Origin of the sequence: Vibrio sp. HI00D65 (genome assembly GCF_001635455.1) — a bacterium.
In the GTDB taxonomy this organism is placed as follows: domain Bacteria; phylum Pseudomonadota; class Gammaproteobacteria; order Enterobacterales; family Vibrionaceae; genus Vibrio.
This window is the reverse complement of the sequence record NZ_LWEH01000140.1, coordinates 66,794-87,039: the sequence shown is the minus strand read 5'-3', so window position 1 is coordinate 87,039 and position 20,246 is coordinate 66,794. Positions and strand designations below refer to the sequence as shown.

Below are 20,246 nucleotides of genomic sequence, written 5' to 3'. Positions count from 1 at the left end.
TATCGAAGACGTTAAGTGCAATATTTAGTTGATCAAGATGAGGTCTTATTACATATTGGTGTTTAATATTTAGTCGTTTTAGTGAGTTAAGGAGAATTCACGATGAGCTTTGATACATGGATTTACTATCTGCTAGCCGTGCTGATCTTGACGGCATCCCCAGGCCCAAGTTCTTTATTGTGCATGACCAAAGGTGTGCAATCGGGCTTCAAATTATCGATATTTACTGCCTTGGGTAGCCTAACGGCGATTACCGGAATCCTCACGCTATCGTTTACGGGACTCGGTGTAATTATTGCTTCTTCTGAAGTGGTATTTAATGTCATTAAATGGACGGGTGCTGCTTACCTTATTTTCCTTGGATGGAAGTCGTTACGCTCGAGCCAGCAAGATTATGACCAACTACCGGGTCAGGAATCAGAATCTAAAGTCGTTAAAGAGAGTGTCCTTTCTCACTACGTAAGTGGCTTTATTGTCGGCGCCAGTAATCCTAAAGCGATTCTGTTTTTTACCGCACTTTTCCCACAGTTTATTGACCCATCACTCGCGTTATTACCACAGTTTGCCGTCTTTGCCTCAACCTTTGCTGTGATGGAGCTGTCTTGGTTATTGGTCTACGCGTATTTAGGCGCAAAGTCTTCGAACTGGTTGTTTGCTAAAGGTCGTGCCAAGGTTTTCAATCGTGTGACAGGGGGCGTGTTTATTGGAGCTGGAGCGCTGCTTTCAACGACTAGTCGAGCTTAACTCTATGATTTATTAAAGGGTGAATAGTTACAGAAACTTCTTGGTGCTGTCATAAAAGGTTAACATTAATATGCTTGCTGATTTTAATAAAAAGCCGATATATTGTAGTTACACCATCACGTTCTCAAGGAGAGGCATATGCAGCATCAAGAAATGATTCAACACAGCAACTTTGGCGTTATCAGCCGCACTTGGATTTTCTCTACTCTATCTCTAGTGGGTATTCTTGCTCTAATGTAGTCAGCTTCATGGCTCTATATTTCCTGTTTTTATTATGAACATACTTGTAAAAAAGTTTTCAAAGTTAGAACTCTTTCTTCAATAAATGTGGCTTTTCTCAACAGCTTAGCCACTAAATTCCTTCTTTCCTTTAGCAAAGCCTTTCTCTTGATCTATTATTAAGCAAGCAACCTTCTCCAAAATTATCTATCCCTATAACCTGATCTGAAGTTGTTACTAAACTGTGATAATCTTAAATTATCTTTTATTTACAGTGTATCTCTCATGTCTGTCTGGGATTCTATTTCATTTAACAATCGATTTACTGCATTACCTCGACTGTTCTATACCCCAATCCAACCAACTCCGTTAAGCAATGTACAATGGCTCGCTTGGAATCAAAACCTTGCGACTGAACTCGGCTTTCCTTCATTTGAGAGCGCTTCAGAAGAATTGCTAGATACCTTGTCTGGCAATGTGAAACCAGAGCAATTTTCCCCGTTAGCTATGAAATACGCAGGCCATCAGTTTGGTGCTTATAACCCTGATTTGGGCGACGGAAGAGGGTTGTTGTTAGCTCAAGTTGTCGCTAAAAGTGGCGAAACGTTCGACTTACACCTAAAAGGTGCAGGAAAAACACCGTATTCGCGCATGGGTGACGGGCGTGCGGTTATCCGATCGACTGTGCGCGAATATTTGTGCAGTGAAGCGATGGCGGGGCTGAATATCCCAACGACTCGTGCGTTGGCAATGATGACCAGTGACACGCCGGTTTACCGAGAGAAGCAAGAATGGGGTGCACTACTGGTACGTGCTGCAGAATCACACATCCGTTTCGGTCACTTTGAGCACCTGTTTTACACAAATCAGTTGGTTGAACAAAAGTTGTTGGCCGACAAAGTCATCGAGTGGCACTTCCCTGAGTGCCTAGATGAAGAAAAGCCATACGCTGCTATGTTTAATCAAATTGTCGATCGTACTGCGGAGATGATTGCGTTGTGGCAAGCGAATGGCTTTGCCCACGGGGTGATGAATACAGATAACATGTCGATTATTGGACAAACCTTCGATTACGGTCCGTTTGCCTTCCTTGATGAGTATGATCCCCGCTTGATCTGCAATCACTCTGACTACCAAGGTCGTTATGCGTTCAATCAGCAACCAAGAATCGGGATGTGGAATTTATCGGCGTTGGCACATGCGTTGTCACCGTTAGTGGAGAGGGCTGACTTAGAAGCGGCACTGGAACAGTACGAGCCACAAATGAACGGATACTTTAGTCAGTTGATGCGTAGAAAGCTCGGTTTACTTTCCAAGCAAGAAGGTGACAGCCGCTTGTTTGAATCTATGTTCGAGTTAATGTCGCAAAATAAAGTGGATTACCCTAGGTTCTTTAGAACTCTGTCGAATCTAGACACTTTACCTGCTCAGGAAGTCATTGATTTAGTCATCGATCGTGATGCCGCGAAGCTATGGCTAGATAACTATTTGCAACGCTGTGAACTCGAAGAGAGCTCGGCTACAGAGCGCTGCGAAAAGATGAAGCAGGTAAATCCTAAATACATTCTTAGAAACTATTTGGCTCAGCTGGCGATTGAAAAGGCCGAACGTGGCGATAGTAGCGATATTGATGCTCTGATGGTGGTACTTGCGGACCCATATGCAGAGCACCCCGATTACGAATACTTAGCAGCCTTGCCACCGGAATGGGGTAAAGGCATGGAGATCAGCTGTTCGTCTTAAATCGACATATCAGTACAAAACCAACAGATAGCGGTCGCTTAGTTGTGATCTCTATCTGTTTGCTCTTCTAATTTTACAAACATATCAATAATCAAAAAGTCGACCTGCCTATACACTATGTGAATAGGTTGTAAATTTTATAGGTTTGGGCGATGCCAACAAATACTCGAATTCTCGTGGTGGATGATGATCAAGAAATCCGCGACTTGCTGGAAGAGTACCTTTCAAAATCGGGCTTCGATGTCTCTTCGGTTGGAGATGGGGCTGAACTAGAAACTCATCTACAAAGCCAAGGGTATCCTGACCTGATACTTCTCGATGTAATGCTTCCTGGTGACGATGGTTTTACCTTGTGTCAGCGCGTTCGTAAAAATTCTAATGTGCCTATCATTATGCTGACTGCGGTATCGGATGAAACCGATCAGATCATTGGTTTGGAAATTGGTGCCGATGACTACATCGCCAAACCATTCAGTCCGCGCCAGTTAATGGCTCGTATTAAGGCCTTGCTACGACGTGTTCAAGTGGTCGATGACAAGCCGAGTGACGCATTACCTAAACAGATCATCTTTGGTGATTGGACGCTCGATACTCTTGCGCACCGAATCTCACACAATGAAAGCGCTGAAGAGATGGATTTATCGGGCAGTGATTTTTCACTGTTAATGCTGTTTCTAACTCGCCCAAATGAGGTGCTAGACCGAGACACCATCTCTTTTGCGACCAGAGGACGTGAAGCACTGCCTTTTGAGCGCGGCATTGATGTGCAGTTAAGTCGTTTGAGAAGCCGACTAGGTGATTGCGCTAAATACCCACACTACATCAAAACCATGCGTGGTAACGGCTATATATTGGCTGTACCTGTGCATTATGAACATTGATTAAGAAGAACTGCTTATGAAGTGGTTGAGAAGTTTAAAGCCAAATTCCTTGGTTGCTCGAACCTTGCTTTTGACCTTGCTAGCCGTCGTCATCGCGCAAGGTATCGCAACCTCGATTTGGTATAGCGAATCCAAACATAAAGAGTTAGAAGGTATTCGTTCGGCTTCATCGAGCATGGCTAACATGTTTGCTTCCACAGTGACCTTCTTTCAGTCTTTGCCCGTCAAGTATCGTCATATCGTGTTAGACCAAATCCGCAATATGGGGGGGACGCGATTCTTCGTCTCTTTCAATAAAGAGGCTTTGATTGTTGAGCCGATCCCCGATACCCGCTTAAAAATCACATCGATAGAAGCGATAGAGAGTGTCTTGAGTAGCAAGCTTAATAAGGTGGAATCAGTTCGTGTCGATTTCTCTCGCCCAGAACTCCTTCGCTTGCTTAAAAATGATATCTACTTGAGCGATCTCCCGCGATCGTGGGCGCATCATACCTTAACCTTAGAGCCGCTTAATCCACCGATTCTAGTTGTTCAGATTGAGTTAGCCAGTCATGAATGGGTTTATATTGCAGCACTGTTGCCAGCTCCCTACGTCAAACTGGATGATACTATTCTTGGTCGTGAGCAGGTGATCTTCTTGCTATCATCAACGTTGATTCTGCTGGTGTTGACGTACTTAATGATTCGCCGCCAGGTGCGCCCACTTAAAAAGCTCGCAAGGGCAGCTAACGAGATGAGTATGGATATTCAACAACCTCCGCTAAACGAAGAGGGAGCGACTGAACTGGTCACGGCGACTCGGGCGTTTAATCGGATGCAGCAGCGTATTCGTCGTTATGTGGCCGATAGGGAGCATCTCTTCTCTGCTATCTCTCATGATCTAAAGACACCCATAACTCGGCTTAGGCTGAGAGCTGAGCTGTTGGAAAGCGAAGTTAAGAAAGATAAGTTCAACAAGGATTTAGATGAGCTAGAGATGATGGTTAAGGGGGCTCTGCAAGCTGTAAGAGATACCGACCTTCACGAAAACAACGCCATTATTGACCTTAATGATATGGTTGCTTCGGTTATTGAGTCGCATAATCAGCATCAAACCTTAGTAGAGTTTGAACCCATTGTGGTGGAGCCGTTAGTCGCTAAACCATTGGCGATCAAACGTGTGCTGACCAACCTTATCGACAATGCGGTGAAATACGGTTCATCAGCAAAAGTCGATATCAGTAGCGATTCTGTATGGGTAATCGTGACGATTCAGGACTACGGCAAAGGCATCCCAGAAGATAAACTTGAGTTGGTTTTTGAACCCTACTTTAGGCTTGCAACCGACGATCAAGGACATGGTCTAGGGCTTGGAATCTGCCGAAATATCCTGCACGGACATGGCGGAGATCTCATTATTCGCAACTCCCCTCAAGGTGGCTTAGAAGCCAAAGTCTATATCCCACGTGGTCTAGAAGTGTAATGTAACAATTGTGTTACATTGGGCTTACCTTTTGTTTCAATCTTATAAATCAGAATAAGTAGACTCTTTATTGAACCGGGCGTCGAGTCCGCTAAACATGGAAGATTATAATGAAAATCAATAAAACCCTACTTACTCTATCTCTTCTTGCTGCCTCAACATTTTCTCAAGCTGGTGAAGTGGAAGTCCTTCACTGGTGGACTGCTGGTGGTGAAGCCAAATCCGCTGCAGTACTTAAAGAGATGATTGAAGAACAAGGCCATACTTGGAAAGATTTCGCAGTTGCTGGTGGCGGCGGTGAAAGTGCGATGACCGTTTTAAAGACACGAGCAGTATCTGGTAACCCGCCATCTGCCGCGCAGATCAAAGGTCATGATATTCAGGAGTGGGGTGGTTTAGGTTTTCTAACGTCTCTCGATGCAACCGCGAAACAAGAAAAGTGGGATGACTTACTTCCTGCTGTTGTTACCAAAGTAATGAAATGGGACGGCGAGTACGTAGCCGTTCCTGTGAACGTTCACCGTGTTAACTGGCTTTGGGCAAACTCAGAAGTACTCCAGAAATCGGGTGTGACTGTTCCAACGACATTAGATGAATTCTTTGTCGCTGCAGACAAGATTAAAGCAGCAGGTTTCATCCCTCTGGCACACGGTGGTCAACCTTGGCAAGACGCGACAGTCTTCGAAGCGGTGGCACTTGATGTACTCGGCAGTGAAGACTACAACAAGGCGTTCGTTGATTTAGATATGGACGTTTTATCTGGCGACAAAATGGTCGAAGTGTTCACCAAGTTCAAAAAGATGCGTGACTACATCGACAGCAACTCTCCAGGTCGTGACTGGAACGTAGCAACTTCAATGGTTATCAATGGTGAAGCGGCAATGCAGATCATGGGTGACTGGGCGAAGGGCGAGTTTACCGCAGCAGGCAAAGTGCCAGGCAAAGACTACATCTGTGCACCAACTCCGGGTACTGACGGCCAATTTACTTTCAATATCGATAGCTTTGCTTTCTTCGAGCTAGGCGATAAAGAGAATCAAAAAGCGCAACAAGATCTTGCGAAAACCATTCTTACTAAAGACTTCCAAGAGGTCTTCAACCTAAACAAAGGCTCGATTCCAGTGCGCCTCGATATGGATATGTCTAAGTTCGACCAATGTGCGTTGGACTCAATGGCAACCTTCAAAGCGAGTGCGGAATCTGGTGACCTTGTACCAAGTATGGCTCACGGCCTGTCTACAACAAGCTATGCCCAAGGCGCTATCTATGACGTTGTGACTAACTTCTTCAACGAAAAAGATGCGGATCCTAAAGAGGCAGCAGCTAAGTTAGCGAAAGCGGTAAAAGCGGCTATCTAACCTAGCTTGACAAGCAATATGAACAGAACATGAGTTACTGAGTATGTTGCTTATCCCTAAGGGTAGGTTCGTAGGGAGCCTATCCGCTCTTCACCTCAATTCTGATATGCGTGATGCTGATGTGGTGCCGAGAGGTAAGCCATTGGCTCAATTGTGCAACAAGGAAAAGTTATGGAGCATGTTTTGACTGAGTCGACTCCAAAACCGACAAGGAGCCAGCCTGCACCAAAGCCTAGTTTTGCTGACAGGTTACAGCATTGGTTACCTAAGATTGTGCTGGCACCGACCGCGTTGGTGACTGTGGTATGTATCTACGGCTACATATTCTGGACGGCAGCGCTGTCGTTTACTAATTCTCGATTTCTGCCGAGCTTCAATTTTGTTGGCTTTGCTCAATATGAAAAGCTGATGGAGAACGATCGCTGGATAACCTCAATCACCAACCTCGGTGCGTTTGGGATCCTATTCATGGTGATTGCTATCGTCTTGGGTGTCGGTTTAGCGATTTTGCTTGACCAGAACATTCGTCAAGAAGGCGCGATACGTACCATCTACCTCTACCCAATGGCGCTGTCATTCATCGTGACGGGTACAGCGTGGAAGTGGATTCTGAATCCGGGTCTAGGTATTGAAAAGTTGATGCAAGATTGGGGCTTTACCGACTTTAAATTTGACTGGTTGGTTGACTCTGAAATGGCGGTCTACACCTTAGTGATTGCCGCGCTTTGGCAGTCGTCAGGTTTCGTGATGGCGATGTTCTTAGCTGGCCTGCGTGGTATCGATTCTTCGATCATTAAAGCGGCGCAAATTGACGGTGCAAGCTTACCCACTATTTATCTCAAAATCATTTTGCCTTGCTTGCGACCTGTGGTTTTCAGCGCGGTGATCATTACTTCACACATTGCGATTAAGAGCTTCGACCTTGTGACAGCAATGACGGCGGGTGGCCCGGGTTATTCGTCGGATCTTCCTGCGCTATTCATGTATGCACACTCGTTTACACGCGGACAAATTGGCCTAGGTGCTGCCAGTGCCATGATGATGCTAGCCGGTATTCTAGCGATTCTGGTGCCTTATCTTTACTCAGAGCTTAGGGAGAAAAAGTCATGATGAACAACATCAACTTTGCTCGAATGTTTATCTATTCGGCGCTGCTTTTCTTCTGCTTGGTTTACCTAATGCCGCTGTTTGTGATGGTTCTTACCTCATTCAAAACCCTGCCAGATATCAAGGCGGGTAACTTGATGAGTTTACCCAAAGAGTGGGTGTTCGACGCTTGGTACAAAGCGTGGGACAGCGCGTGTACTGGCGTAAAATGCGAAGGAGTTAAAGGCTATTTCTGGAACTCGTTCCAAATGGTGATTCCAGCGGTGGCTATCTCAACACTACTAGGCGCATTCAATGGCTATGTTGTCACTAAGTGGCAGTTCCGTGGCTCAAACCTGTTCTTTAGTTTGCTGCTGTTCGGTTGCTTCATTCCATTCCAAGTGGTGCTGTTACCTATGGCGACCGTACTGGGCAAAATGGGTTTAGCAAACACCACTATTGGCTTGGTACTTGTACACGTTATCTACGGCATGGCGTTTACAACACTGTTTTTCCGTAACTTCTACATCTCGATTCCTGATGAATTGATCAAAGCGGCAAAACTGGATGGTGCGGGATTCTTTACCATTTTCTTTAAGATTTTATTACCGATCTCAACACCGATCATCATGGTGACGGTGATCTGGCAGTTCACTGCAATCTGGAATGATTTCTTATTCGGGGTGGTGTATTCAGGCTCAGAGACTCAACCAATCACCGTAGCATTAAACAACTTAGTCAACACTAGCACGGGCGTTAAAGAGTACAACGTTGATATGGCTGCTGCGATCATCGCCGCATTGCCAACGCTGTTGGTGTATGTCTTCGCAGGAAAATATTTTGTTCGTGGCCTAACGGCAGGATCAGTAAAAGGATAATTACCCATGGCAACATTAGATTTAAAACAGATCCGTAAAACTTATCGCAACGCGGACAACGAAACGTTAAAGGGCATCGACATTAGTATCGATTCGGGGGAGTTCTTGATACTTGTCGGCCCTTCGGGGTGTGGAAAATCCACCCTAATGAACACCATTGCTGGGCTAGAAAACATTAGTTCAGGTGAGATAGTGATTGATGGTGTCGACGTGGCTCAGGTTGAACCTAAAGACCGCGACATCGCGATGGTGTTCCAATCTTATGCGCTATACCCAAACATGACGGTTCGCGGCAATATCGCCTTCGGCTTGAAGATACGCAAGATGCCGCAGGACGAGATCGATGCTGAAGTGAATCGAGTCGCTGAAATGCTGCAAATCGAACAACTGCTGGATCGTAAACCATCACAGCTATCGGGTGGTCAACGTCAGCGTGTGGCGATGGGACGTGCACTGGCGCGTCGTCCTAAGCTGTACTTGTTCGATGAGCCGCTTTCCAACTTGGATGCGAAGCTGCGTGTGGAAATGCGCCACCAGATTAAGCGCCTACATCAAAAGCTTAATACCACGATTGTTTATGTAACCCATGACCAAATTGAGGCAATGACGCTGGCTGATCGCATCGCGGTAATGAAAGATGGTGAATTGCAGCAGCTAGGTACACCGCAAGAGATCTACACCAAACCAAGCAACATGTTTGTGGCAGGCTTTATGGGTTCACCATCGATGAACTTCATCAAGACCATGGTAGATCTCGACGAGGAGCAGAACCCAATCATTAAGGTGATTGGTACCGCTGATCAAGAGCACTATATTCGACTGCCGAAAAGTATGCGTGAACAAGACGGCAAAGAAGTGGTGATTGGCCTTCGCCCAGAGCATATTACTGAGCAACAAGGTGATAATCTATCAGCAACCACTAAACTGGACTTGCAACTGGAAGTGCTAGAACCGACAGGGCCAGATACGATTGCGATGGTGAAAGTAAACGATCAAGAAGTGGCGTGTCGTTTATCATCGGAATTTGAAGTCTCGGTAGGGCAGATGGCACCACTGCATTTTGACCTGTCGAAAGCGGTATTCTTTGATGCACAGACTGAAGCGAGAATTGATTTCTAGTTTTTGAGTCAGTCGCTCAATTAAAGGCTAAGCTTAAAGTAGGGCAGTATCACTAATTCGTAATTGAAAACGTGATGCTGCCTTTTTCTGTTTTAGCTCATTTTATTTCCTTATGAAAACAGAGGGATAAACGAGATAAATAGATTAACTGAAATAATATCGCCAATTAGTCACGGTTAGCTCTATAAAGCGGACTGAGAACAGCGTAGGATCGCGCTACTTTAGACCCAATACTAGGTGCACTTTTGTGCATAGACAGAATAAAACATGAAACTAACAGCAAAACCCTCCGCTAGTAACGCTTTACTTATCTCTATTACGACGCCTGATTTTAAAGGTGACGAAGCAAAAGAGTCTCTTGCTGAACTTGCTCGATTAGTGACAACCTTAGGGTTTAAAGTGGTCGGTACTCAGTCACAACACCACAGTTCCACTCAACGACAAAACGTGTTGGGTGTTGGTAAGCTTGCAGAAATTGCTCATCTAACCGGTTACCAAGGTTCGATTCAAGAAGTGGAAGACGAAGATTTCATCGATGAGTCTTTTGACTTTCATGCTGGGATTGATGAGCTCGATTTTGATGACTTGCCATCTGAACAGATGGAGTTTGGTACCGCTGATGTTGTGGTGTTTGACTGTGATTTGAGCCCTTCTCAACTGCGCAACGTGGAAGCTCACTTAGGTGTCGAGGTGTTTGATCGCACCGGTATCATCATCGAGATTTTCAGTCGCCACGCTCGTACTCGTACCGCACGTCTGCAAGTTGAAATCGCTCGCCTAAATTATTTAGTACCTCGGCTTCGTGAAACAGCCGACGGTGACAAAGAGCGTCAGATGGGTCAGGGTGCTGGTGAAACCTCACTAGAGCTTGATCGTCGTAAAGTACGCGACCAAATTGCTGCGCTTAAGCGTGAGCTGATAAGTGTACAAGATGAAATGAAGAACCGACGCACCAAGCGTTCGGAGCTTTTCACCGTTGCTCTAGTCGGTTACACCAATGCGGGTAAATCTTCGATGATGCGTGCAATGACCGCAACCGAAGTGAGTGGTGAAGACAAGCTGTTCGCAACCCTAGATACCACAGTTCGTGCACTTCAGCCGATCACTCAACCGCGTATCCTAGTGTCAGATACGGTTGGTTTCATCAAGAAGCTGCCACATGATCTGGTTGCTTCATTCCACTCAACGCTCGCAGAAGCGCATGACGCGTCCTTACTGCTTTATGTGGTTGATGCATCTGACGCTTCATTTCGCGCTCAGCTTGATGTGGTACACGAAGTATTGGCGCAAGTTGGCGTCGAAGACAGCGAAAAACTCTTGGTGCTCAACAAGTGCGACAGATTAAGTGAAGAGCAGCAGCTTGCGTTGATGGACGAATTTCCAGATGCGATGCTGACGTCAACTCGCGATCCAATGGATATCACCAAGCTTCATAAGTACATCGTGGGCGTGGCAGAGCAAGGGATGATCGAAGAAGAGATTACGATTCCTTATTCTGGACAAGGTATCATTGGTGAGATCCGCTCAAACATGAGCGTGGTGAAAGAAGAGTATGACTACGAGTGTATTAAGCTGACGGTACGTTCAAGTGCCATTGATTTAGCACGACTTAAAAAGCGTATGCAGAACTCGTAGTCAACTGATTCAGAAAATATTTCAATATCCTATTGAGATAACCAGCTCCAAAGAATCTCTATATGAGGCTGTCACTTTGTTTACCGAAGTGGTGGCCTTTATTTTTCCTCCTTACATTTATTTCATCACTGATAGTTTGGTCAACTCTCACCCATTTATTTCATCACTGATAGTTTGGTCAACTCTCACCCATTTATGAATATTCTATGGGTCATTTCCCACCCATTAATATTAATAGCTGAGCTGCCTGATGAGCGACTCGATATTGCCAAGCCTTGTGGTTGAAGGGTTGTTAATGGTTTGTGTCAATATGGCGCGCTAATTGCCTTAGTGAAAGCACGCAGTTCCCATTGAAGGGCTGTTTTGTTTAATAAGGAGAATAATAATGTTTAAGCCTCTTACCCTGCTTTCTGTATCTGCTCTGGCACTCACCAGTTTTAATGCTGCTGCAAACTGTGACCCAGGTGAAATCGTGATTAAATTCAGTCACGTAACCAACACGGATAAGCACCCGAAGGGCATCGCTGCTTCTCTACTTGAAGAGCGAGTAAACACGGAAATGAATGGTAAAGCTTGTATGCAAGTTTTCCCAAACTCAACGCTTTACGATGATAACAAGGTACTGGAAGCCCTGTTAAATGGTGATGTTCAAATGGCGGCACCTTCACTGTCTAAATTTGAAAAGTTCACTAAGAAATACCGCATTTTTGACCTTCCGTTCCTGTTTGAAAATGTAGAAGCTGTTGACCGTTTCCAAAACTCAGAATCTGGTGAAAAGCTGAAAAACGCAATGAAGCGTCGTGGTCTTCAAGGCTTGGCATTTTGGCACAACGGCATGAAGCAGATGTCTGCGAACAAACCGCTTGTCAGCCCAGAAGATGCAGACGGCTTGAAATTTCGTGTACAAGCATCAGACGTATTAGTGGCTCAGTTTGAACAGCTAGGCGCTAACCCACAGAAGATGTCTTTTAAAGAAGTGTACGGTGGCCTGCAAACTAAGGTTATCGATGGCCAAGAAAACACATGGTCAAACATCTACGGTAAGAAGTTCTTCGAAGTACAAGACGGCGTAACTGAAACCAATCACGGCATCTTGGATTACCTAGTCGTAACGTCAAACGACTTCTGGAAAGACCTACCTGAAGATGTACGTACACAACTTGGCACCATCGTTCAGGAAGTCTCTGAAACGCGTAACGCTGAATCTTCAAAAGTTAACCTAGCGAACAAAAACAACATCATCGAAGCTGGTGGTGAAGTTCGTACGTTGACGCCTGAACAGCGTCAAGCATGGGTAACGGCACTTCAACCAGTTTGGAAGAAGTTTGAAAAAGACATCGGCTCAGATCTTATCGATGCAGCATTAGCTTCAAACCAATAACACCGCTATAGGGCGGCGGCTCTCTACCGCTGCCCTTTATTAAAACAATTATAAGCGGAGCATTTTATGGAACAGTCTCAAATGGAACAGTCTTTATTTTCCAAAGTCGGAAGAGTCACCGATTCAATTGAAGAGTTTTTAATAGCCTTCTTTCTAGGTGCTATGACCCTGCTAACTTTTGCGAACGTGGTCTTTCGATACGCGTTCAACGACAATATTTTATGGGCATTGGAACTGACAGTATTCATGTTTGCATGGATGGTATTAGTAGGCGCTTCTTACGGTGTTAAAAAACACTTTCACATTGGCGTTGATGTCATAATCAACCTTGCCCCTGAAAAGCTACGCAAGGTGTACGCGTTAATTGCTGTTACTAGCTGTCTTGTCTTTTCAATCTTACTTCTCATCGGCTCATGGAATTATTGGTACCCATTCGCGACCGATCGCGCATGGTATGAAACCGATGATATCCCAATGCCAGAGATGCTGCAGTTTCTTGCTGACTGGCTGAATGAAGGTGAGCGATACGAAAAGTTGCCACGCTTTATTCCTTACATGGCATTGCCGATTGGTATGGCATTACTAACGTTCCGATTCATCCAAATTGCTTACCAAGTTGTGACGGGCAAACTCGACCGCATGATTGCAGGTCATGAGGCCGAAGAAGAGCTGGATGCGTTGAAAGCGGATGTGCTTGCGGGTTCTGACGAAGACGCGACTGCAGTATTGGATTCGACTACGAACAACAAGACCAACGTGTCGGGTACAAAGCCTAACGGTAAGGAAGACTAATCATGGCAATGTTATATCTATTTTTGATGGTAATTGCTTTTATGTTGGTCGGTGTGCCAATTGCGATTTCCCTCGGTTTATCAAGCATCCTGTTTTTGTTGATGCATTCAGATGCGTCATTGGCATCGGTTGCACAAACTCTGTTTAATGCTTTTGCAGGTCACTACACACTGTTAGCGATTCCTTTCTTTATCTTGGCTTCTAGCTTTATGTCCACTGGTGGCGTGGCGAAACGTATTATTCGTTTCGCTATCGCGATGGTTGGCTGGTTCCGTGGTGGCTTGGCGATGGCGTCGGTTGTGGCATGTATGATGTTCGCTGCGCTGTCTGGCTCTTCACCAGCAACGGTAGTGGCAATCGGTAGTATCGTTATCGCAGGTATGATCAAAAATGGTTACTCAAAAGAGTTTGCTGCAGGCGTTATCTGTAATGCCGGTACTTTGGGCATCTTGATTCCGCCATCAATCGTAATGGTGGTTTACGCAGCAGCAACCGATGTATCGGTAGGTCGTATGTTCCTTGGTGGCGTGATCCCAGGCTTGCTGGCTGGCGTGATGCTGATGATCGCTATTTACATTGCAGCTCGTATTAAGAAGATCCCAGCTCAGCCGTTTGTTGGGTGGGGTGAAATGTTCGCCGCTGCAAAAGACGCGAGTTGGGGCTTGCTACTGATTGTCATCATTCTTGGTGGTATCTACGGTGGTATCTTTACTCCAACCGAAGCTGCGGCAGTGGCAGCGGTGTATGCCTTCTTTATCGCTAACTTTATCTACAAAGATATGGGGCCTTTTGCGGATAAGAACAACACCAAGCCAGCACTGGTTAAAGTGTTCCAAACCTTCTTCCACAAAGATACCAAAGATACGCTGTATGACGCAGGTAAGCTGACGATCATGCTGCTGTTTATCATTGCGAACGCTCTGATTCTGAAGCACGTTCTAACAGAAGAACGTATTCCACAGATGATCACAGAATCTATGCTATCGGCGGGTCTTGGCCCAATCACCTTTTTGATTGTGGTGAACGTGCTCCTGTTGATTGGTGGTCAGTTCATGGAGCCATCAGGTCTGTTGATCATTGTTGCACCACTGGTTTTCCCTATCGCGATTGCGCTGGGTATTGACCCAATTCACCTTGGTATCATGATGGTCGTTAACATGGAGATTGGCATGATAACGCCGCCTGTTGGGCTTAACCTATTTGTGACAGCTGGTGTCGCCAAGATGTCGATGATGAATGTGGTGAAGGCGGCGCTGCCGTGGGTTGGTGTGATGTTCTTGTTCTTGATAATCGTAACTTACGTGCCTTGGGTATCAACTTGGTTGCCAACCACCTTGATGGGGCCGGAAATCATCACTAAATAACACAATTATTTGCAGCTTTACCCTCAATGAATAGATGAAAAGTTAAACCTTTTCATCTATTTTGTTGCCTGGATCACGACGAGAGGTTTTGTTTCTTCTGTCGTAACCTTTCCAACGAACGTTACTTTTTCGTCGCTCGCGCCCCGAACGCTTCTCTTCTTCGTAATGCCCATCGATCAAAACGGTATCGGATATCGCAGGAACTGTTGTTTTCTCGTTCATGACCTAACTGTATTTGTGTTGTTAATTAGATAATGAAAGTATGGTTGAGCTGATGCATCTCTGCCAACTTAGAGCCTAAATCTGCAGAAGGTCGTTCATTACTTAAAATCGTCTTTGTCGATGTGGTAGCGTTGCATCTTGTCGTAGAGCGTTTTACGCGGTACGTTAAGCAGCTCCATTGTTAGCTTGATACTGCCTTCGTTATCGCTCAAAGCTTGTTCAATGACGGACTTTTCAAAGCTTGCGACCTGATCAGCGAGGCTAGGACAGCATTCCTGTTCAACCGTATCTCCCAGCTGTGCAAGTTTACCAAGTAAGATAAAGCGTTCAGCGGTATTCCTCAGTTCTCGTACGTTTCCCGGCCAGTCATGGGTGATGAGCTTGTGAAGGTCGCTGCGTGGAAGTGCCTGTGCGGTTTTGCCATAGCGAGCTGCGGCAACCAGTAAAAAGTGGTGGAAGAGGGTAGCGATATCCTCTTTGCGGCTGCGAAGTGGCGGCAAATCAAGAGTTACAACATTAAGACGATAGTAGAGGTCTTGTCTAAAAGTGCCTTCCGTTGCGGCTCTCTTAAGGTCTACTTTGGTAGCAGCAATGACGCGTATATCCAAAGGGAGTAACTGGTTAGATCCAATGCGTTCAATCACTCGCTCTTGTAACACGCGCAGCAGGCGTATCTGTGCTTGCATCGGCATGGATTCTATTTCATCCAAGAACAGGGTTCCACCTTGAGCAAACTCAAACTTACCCACACGTTTACTCTCTGCACCTGTGAATGCACCTTTTTCATGGCCGTAGAGCTCACTCTCAATTAGGTTTTCAGGAACGGCTCCACAGTTTAGAGCGACAAAGTTTTGTTCTCTGCGGCTGCTTTGCTCATGTAGGGAGCGTGCGACCAGCTCTTTACCTGTGCCTGTCTCGCCAAATAACAAGATATCGGCGTTGGTGTCGGCGACATGTGTAATCACAGAGCGAAGCTCAGTCATGGACTGACTATCACCAATGATTCTTGGCCCAAGGGTTTTACTGGCTTTGAGTGAGCGTTTTAGCTCGAGGTTTTCCAAGGTAAGCTGGTGCTTTTCAATGGCGCGTTTGGTGGTCTCTATCAAGCGCTCATTGGTAAAAGGTTTCTCGATAAAATCGTAGGCACCGTCTTGAATCGCTTGTACTGCCATCGAGATGTCACCGTGCCCTGTGATCATGATGACGGGAATCTCTGTGTCTTTATGCATGACAGTGTTGAGCAAGTCATGGCCAGAGATACCGGGTAGACAGATATCGGTAATGATCACATGAGGTAACCCGTTGTCTTGAATCGCGAGCAAAGCTGATTCCGCATCGGGAAAGAATTCGGCGTTAATATCCGCGAGCTCAAAACTCTGCTCAATCGCTATTCTTAGGTCGGATTCATCATCAATGAAATAGACGTGACACATAGTTATTCCTTTGCTCTTTTATGCTAATTATTGCTGAGTTTTTGTTCGCTCTTATTTGAGTGGGCGAATCTCAGTCTGTTGTTTTTGCTTAGTATGTTGGTGCTTATTCTTTTGTCTTTGAAGTTCTCGCTGTTGCTCTTGCTGTTACTCAATAACGGGTAACTCAATGCTAAATCGAGCACCACCTTGTGGACTGGTTCCTGTTGTGAGCTTGCCGTTAATTCCGCTGATTATTTGCTGAGATATCGATAAACCCAGTCCAAGTCCGTTCTTCTTGGTGGTGTGGAAAGGCTCGAAAAAGTTACCGCTTGATGAAGATGTAAAGCCAGGCCCGTTGTCATCGATGTGAATCAGTAGCGTGTTATCTTGAGCCTCTTCCGTTTCTTTGAGTTCTAACAAAACGGCTAATTGCTTATCGTCTTGGCTTTCCATTGCCTGAACTGCATTGGTGAGCAGGTTGATGATGACCTGTTCCAGTTGAATGGCGTTAGCGAGCACTGAGGCATCAAAGGTTTCGGGTAGTTCATTAAGGTTAACTCGCTCACTTTTGAACTGAGGTTTCATCAGTTCTTTAGATGAGTTAAGAATGGGCAGTATTTGCAAGGTGTGCAGCTCTTCAGCGGTTGACTTTTTAGCAAAGGAGCGTAGCTGGTCGCTGATTTTAGCCATACGCTCGGTAAGTGCTGAAATACGCGATAAGTTGTCATCGACTCGATCTATTTTCTCTTTAGCCAGAAACAGTCGCCCATTTTCGGCATAGCTGCGAATAGCCGCGAGAGGGTTATTCAACTCATGACTAATACTGGCTGACATCTGACCCAATACCGCAAGTTTGGCTGCTTGGATGAGCTCGTCTTGGGTATGTCTCAATACTCGCTCGGTTTCAATACGTTGTTTGATCTCTCCATGCAACTCAGAGGTTCTTTCGAGTACTTGGAACTCTAGCTTCTGATTCGCTTCAGACTGTAATCTGTCGATCTGAGCGCGTCGGTGTTGGCGATGAAGGTTAAGCTGGATGACAAGATAAATAATCGCGAATACTAAGCTCAATACCACCATGTAGGCGACTAAATCCCACCAAACCAAGTGGGTAGGAGAGAAGACCCTGACCGTTAATCCAGGGTCAGGTAGAAAGCGTGAAGAGGTAAAAAACTTTTCTCTAACTAAAGGGTGAGGTGAACGAATGCTGCTGGTCGCGCCCTCAAGTTCGCCAGAGAAGTGAAGGCTTTCAATCTGGGTATCGAGGTATTGCTGGTTCTCGCGAATGCGAACTTGTTGTGCATCATCGAGAGGCTGAAGACTTTTGAATAGCCATTCGGGATTGCTCGACATAAAAATAATCTGGTCTTTATCATCCGCGACAAAAAAGCTCTGTTTACCTTGCCAGCTCGCTTCAATCGAAGACAAATCCATTTTTACTACAATTACACCAATTATTTCCGCAGCATAAGAGACCGGATAAGAGTAATAGTAGCCTCTCTTTCCTGAAGTTGAACCTAAAGCAAAGTATTGCTTTTCATGCCCTTGAATGGCTTGTTGGTAATAAGGGCGAAAGGCAAAGTTACGCCCAACAAAAGAATGTTTTAGGTTCCAGTTACTGGCCGCGATAGTGGTACCGATGCTATCCAATAAGTAGGTGTCAGACGCCTGAATCACACTGTTAACGTGCTCTAGATAGCGATTGGTGAGTTCTATTTGAGCAGTGTTACTTGGTGAGTGCAGGGCATCAACCAGCTCTTTATCCTGCGAAAGCAGCTCAGGGATATGGGCAAACTTATCTAATTGGCTGGCAATGTGGACGGAAAAGCGGTCTAAGTTAGATTGGTGATCATTCAACAAACTTTGATGGCTCGTATTCCATACCCAGTGGCCACCAAGGATCATCAAGGCGCTGTAGGCGCTCAATAACAGGATACGAATTCTCGAAGCTTGAAACATGCAGGTTCTCCGCTAAATCGGGGGGCAACAATATAAAGCTTGCTTTCTCTCATTCAGCACAGCAATTAGCGGTAGTTTTTGCTGAAAATAGAGAGCCAGTAGATGGAGTTAGGTTAAGGCTTTGTAAAGGAGATTGTTGAAAAAGTTATCGACTCTGAGGGGTAAAACAAGAGCAAGATCTCTTTTTAAGTTTTTTAGCAAAAAAAGCCCTCGATTCCCTTGAAAAAGTCGCTATTGTCCCCATTTCTGTTGTGCTAAGTGATGTTCTGAACGTTTTTGTATCATTTAGTTGGACGAATTTAGAGCATTCATCATTAAGCAGAGGTGAACGGCTCGACAGAGATTAAACAGATCGCTAGAATGTCGCGTCTAAAATTTCTGTCCTGAGGCTAATCGGAGATACCTTTCTTGTTTCCGAAAACAAGCTTCGCTGCTTTTTAATAGCGAGTGAAAACTGAGATTTTAATAAGTATGTGAAGATGAAGATATCGCTGATTAGTCTGTTGTTTGGTTGAATGATCAATTCAAACATCAATGCTCGATTTTAAATTAGGTGTTCGGATAGAGCACTACACAAGGATGCAGCCAACAACGTCGGCTTTTGAATTAAAGCTAAGTTACGGCTCATATGCTCAGATTACTGAGCCAGTTTTGAGGTTTATATAATGCAAGTTACTGTTGAAACGCTAGAAGGCTTAGAGCGCCGTCTAAATATTACTGTTCCTGCTGCTAACATCGAAGATGCAGTTACAGCTGAACTACGCAACATCGCGAAAAATCGTCGTTTCGATGGTTTCCGTAAAGGCAAAGTGCCAATGAAGATGGTTGCTAAAATGTACGGCAAAGCAGTACGTCAAGACGTGATGGGCGAAGTAATGCAACGTCACTTCATCGAAGCGATCGTTAAAGAGAAAATCAACCCAGCTGGCGCACCAACTTTCGCACCAGTTGAAAACAACGAAGGCGCTGACCTAGTATTCAACGCAACTTTTGAAGTTTACCCAGAAGTTGAGCTGAAAGGTCTAGAAAACATCGCTGTTGAGAAGCCAGCAGTAGAAGTTAAAGATGCAGACGTTGAAGAGATGATCGAAACTCTACGTAAGCAGCAAGCAACTTGGACTGAAGTTGACACTGCAGCTGACGCTGGTTCTCGTGCAACTATCGACTTCGTTGGTTCTATCGACGGTGAAGAGTTCGAAGGCGGTAAAGCTGAGAACTTCCCACTAGAGATGGGCGCTGGTCGCATGATCCCTGGTTTTGAAGACGGTATCGTTGGTAAAACAGCAGGTATGGAATTCGAAATCGACGTAAACTTCCCAGAAGATTACCACGCTGAAAACCTAAAGGGTAAAGCAGCTAAGTTTGCAATCAAAGTAAACAAAGTTGAAGCTCGTGAACTTCCAGAACTAAACGAAGAATTCGTTGCTAAGTTCGGTGCAACTGACGGCGTTGAAGGTCTTAAAGCTGAAGTTCGTAAGAACATGGAGCGTGAGCTTAAGCAAGCTGTTAAGAACCGCATCAAAGAGCAAGCTATCGACGGTCTAGTTAACGAAAACAACATCGACGTACCTTCTGCTCTAATCGATCAAGAGATCGGTGTTCTACGTCAACAAGCTGCTCAACGTTTCGGTGGCAACACTGAAGCTGCTGACCAACTTCCACGTGAGCTGTTCGAAGAGCAAGCTAAACGTCGCGTAGTTGTAGGTCTTCTACTTGGTGAAGTAATCAAGACTGAAGAACTAAAAGCTGACGACGAGAAAGTTAAAGCTATCATTGAAGAGATGGCTACAGCATACGAAGATCCATCTGAAGTTATTGCTTACTACGAGCAAAACGAGCAAATGATGAACAACATGCGCAACGTTGCTCTAGAAGAGCAAGCTATTGATGCAATCATTGCTAAAGCTCAAGTTTCTGATAAAGAAGTTAGCTTCAACGAGCTAATGAATCAGCAACCTGCTTAATATAGTAATATCTGACGTAGAAGGTTG

General features: G+C 45.2%; 16 protein-coding genes and 1 pseudogene. 14 read left to right on the top strand and 3 right to left on the bottom strand.

From position 1 onward, the window contains the following. Window positions 1–102: 102 nt before the first annotated feature. The 12 genes from A3712_RS11830 (at window position 103) to A3712_RS11775 (ending at window position 14,662) form a co-directional block, all read left to right on the top strand. Entirely contained in the window at window positions 103–744 is a 642-nt protein-coding gene (locus tag A3712_RS11830) for a LysE family translocator (protein ID WP_063523586.1), read from the top strand. Between the two features lie 504 nt (window positions 745–1,248). Next, window positions 1,249–2,706, top strand: a complete 1,458-nt coding sequence (locus A3712_RS11825) for a protein adenylyltransferase SelO (RefSeq protein ID WP_063523585.1) — start codon at window positions 1,249–1,251, stop codon at window positions 2,704–2,706. A gap of 152 nt (window positions 2,707–2,858) precedes the next feature. After that, a complete protein-coding gene (locus tag A3712_RS11820; RefSeq protein ID WP_063523584.1) occupies window positions 2,859–3,587 on the top strand; it encodes a response regulator in 729 nt (242 codons plus the stop codon). Between the two features lie 16 nt (window positions 3,588–3,603). Next, window positions 3,604–5,049 carry an ATP-binding protein gene (locus A3712_RS11815; RefSeq protein ID WP_063523583.1) on the top strand — a complete coding sequence of 482 codons (1,446 nt, stop codon included), beginning with the start codon at window positions 3,604–3,606 and terminating at the stop codon, window positions 5,047–5,049. 110 nt (window positions 5,050–5,159) lie between these two features. Further along, a complete protein-coding gene (locus A3712_RS11810) occupies window positions 5,160–6,407 on the top strand; it encodes an ABC transporter substrate-binding protein (protein WP_063523582.1) in 1,248 nt (415 codons plus the stop codon). A gap of 171 nt (window positions 6,408–6,578) precedes the next feature. Next, window positions 6,579–7,517 carry a carbohydrate ABC transporter permease gene (locus A3712_RS11805; protein WP_063523581.1) on the top strand — a complete coding sequence of 313 codons (939 nt, stop codon included), beginning with the start codon at window positions 6,579–6,581 and terminating at the stop codon, window positions 7,515–7,517. Next, entirely contained in the window at window positions 7,514–8,371 is an 858-nt protein-coding gene (locus tag A3712_RS11800) for a carbohydrate ABC transporter permease (protein ID WP_063523580.1), read from the top strand. The genes A3712_RS11805 and A3712_RS11800 overlap by 4 nt, the downstream gene beginning before the upstream one ends. 6 nt (window positions 8,372–8,377) lie before the next feature. Continuing rightward, on the top strand, window positions 8,378–9,490 hold the full coding sequence (locus tag A3712_RS11795) for an ABC transporter ATP-binding protein (RefSeq protein WP_063523579.1): 1,113 nt from the start codon (window positions 8,378–8,380) through the stop codon (window positions 9,488–9,490). Window positions 9,491–9,757: 267 nt separating this feature from the next. Further along, entirely contained in the window at window positions 9,758–11,125 is a 1,368-nt protein-coding gene (gene hflX / locus A3712_RS11790; RefSeq protein WP_063523578.1) for a GTPase HflX, read from the top strand. Window positions 11,126–11,510: 385 nt separating this feature from the next. Further along, complete coding sequence (locus A3712_RS11785; protein ID WP_063523577.1) at window positions 11,511–12,506, top strand: TRAP transporter substrate-binding protein; 996 nt, start codon at window positions 11,511–11,513, stop codon at window positions 12,504–12,506. A 66-nt stretch (window positions 12,507–12,572) separates the two neighbouring features. Beyond that, the gene (locus tag A3712_RS11780) at window positions 12,573–13,298 is read left to right on the top strand and encodes a TRAP transporter small permease (RefSeq protein ID WP_063523576.1); all 726 of its coding nucleotides are present in this window, start codon (window positions 12,573–12,575) and stop codon (window positions 13,296–13,298) included. A 2-nt stretch (window positions 13,299–13,300) separates the two neighbouring features. Then, window positions 13,301–14,662: a TRAP transporter large permease gene (locus tag A3712_RS11775; RefSeq protein WP_063523575.1), complete on the top strand. Its 1,362-nt coding sequence runs from the start codon at window positions 13,301–13,303 to the stop codon at window positions 14,660–14,662. 42 nt (window positions 14,663–14,704) lie between these two features. Here A3712_RS11775 and A3712_RS11770 read toward each other — a convergent pair whose 3' ends face one another. The 3 genes from A3712_RS11770 to A3712_RS11760 all read right to left on the bottom strand — a co-directional run bounded on the left by A3712_RS11770 (window position 14,705) and on the right by A3712_RS11760 (window position 18,255). Further along, the gene (locus A3712_RS11770; protein ID WP_063523574.1) at window positions 14,705–14,884 is read right to left on the bottom strand and encodes a hypothetical protein; all 180 of its coding nucleotides are present in this window, start codon (window positions 14,882–14,884) and stop codon (window positions 14,705–14,707) included. A gap of 98 nt (window positions 14,885–14,982) precedes the next feature. Next, window positions 14,983–16,317 carry a sigma-54-dependent transcriptional regulator gene (locus A3712_RS11765; RefSeq protein WP_063523573.1) on the bottom strand — a complete coding sequence of 445 codons (1,335 nt, stop codon included), beginning with the start codon at window positions 16,315–16,317 and terminating at the stop codon, window positions 14,983–14,985. A gap of 144 nt (window positions 16,318–16,461) precedes the next feature. Next, window positions 16,462–18,255: a sensor histidine kinase gene (locus A3712_RS11760; protein ID WP_063523572.1), complete on the bottom strand. Its 1,794-nt coding sequence runs from the start codon at window positions 18,253–18,255 to the stop codon at window positions 16,462–16,464. A gap of 158 nt (window positions 18,256–18,413) precedes the next feature. On the opposite strand from A3712_RS11760, the pseudogene A3712_RS28705 reads away from it, so the two are divergent. Next, window positions 18,414–18,602, top strand: a pseudogene (locus A3712_RS28705) (hypothetical protein); the annotation flags it as partial. 318 nt (window positions 18,603–18,920) lie between these two features. Then, window positions 18,921–20,219, top strand: coding sequence for a trigger factor (gene tig / locus A3712_RS11755; RefSeq protein WP_063523571.1), 1,299 nt, complete (start codon window positions 18,921–18,923; stop codon window positions 20,217–20,219). The last annotated feature ends 27 nt before the right edge of the window (window positions 20,220–20,246 follow it).

Bases quoted from the DNA above. Each gene is read 5' to 3' on its own strand.
- A3712_RS11830 (WP_063523586.1), top strand. From the start codon at position 103: ATGAGCTTTGATACATGGATTTACTATCTGCTAGCCGTGCTGATCTTG.
- A3712_RS11825 (WP_063523585.1), top strand. From the start codon at position 1,249: ATGTCTGTCTGGGATTCTATTTCATTTAACAATCGATTTACTGCATTA.
- A3712_RS11820 (WP_063523584.1), top strand. From the start codon at position 2,859: ATGCCAACAAATACTCGAATTCTCGTGGTGGATGATGATCAAGAAATC.
- A3712_RS11815 (WP_063523583.1), top strand. From the start codon at position 3,604: ATGAAGTGGTTGAGAAGTTTAAAGCCAAATTCCTTGGTTGCTCGAACC.
- A3712_RS11810 (WP_063523582.1), top strand. From the start codon at position 5,160: ATGAAAATCAATAAAACCCTACTTACTCTATCTCTTCTTGCTGCCTCA.
- A3712_RS11805 (WP_063523581.1), top strand. From the start codon at position 6,579: ATGGAGCATGTTTTGACTGAGTCGACTCCAAAACCGACAAGGAGCCAG.
- A3712_RS11800 (WP_063523580.1), top strand. From the start codon at position 7,514: ATGATGAACAACATCAACTTTGCTCGAATGTTTATCTATTCGGCGCTG.
- A3712_RS11795 (WP_063523579.1), top strand. From the start codon at position 8,378: ATGGCAACATTAGATTTAAAACAGATCCGTAAAACTTATCGCAACGCG.
- hflX (WP_063523578.1), top strand. From the start codon at position 9,758: ATGAAACTAACAGCAAAACCCTCCGCTAGTAACGCTTTACTTATCTCT.
- A3712_RS11785 (WP_063523577.1), top strand. From the start codon at position 11,511: ATGTTTAAGCCTCTTACCCTGCTTTCTGTATCTGCTCTGGCACTCACC.
- A3712_RS11780 (WP_063523576.1), top strand. From the start codon at position 12,573: ATGGAACAGTCTCAAATGGAACAGTCTTTATTTTCCAAAGTCGGAAGA.
- A3712_RS11775 (WP_063523575.1), top strand. From the start codon at position 13,301: ATGGCAATGTTATATCTATTTTTGATGGTAATTGCTTTTATGTTGGTC.
- A3712_RS11770 (WP_063523574.1), bottom strand. From the start codon at position 14,884: ATGAACGAGAAAACAACAGTTCCTGCGATATCCGATACCGTTTTGATC.
- A3712_RS11765 (WP_063523573.1), bottom strand. From the start codon at position 16,317: ATGTGTCACGTCTATTTCATTGATGATGAATCCGACCTAAGAATAGCG.
- A3712_RS11760 (WP_063523572.1), bottom strand. From the start codon at position 18,255: ATGTTTCAAGCTTCGAGAATTCGTATCCTGTTATTGAGCGCCTACAGC.
- tig (WP_063523571.1), top strand. From the start codon at position 18,921: ATGCAAGTTACTGTTGAAACGCTAGAAGGCTTAGAGCGCCGTCTAAAT.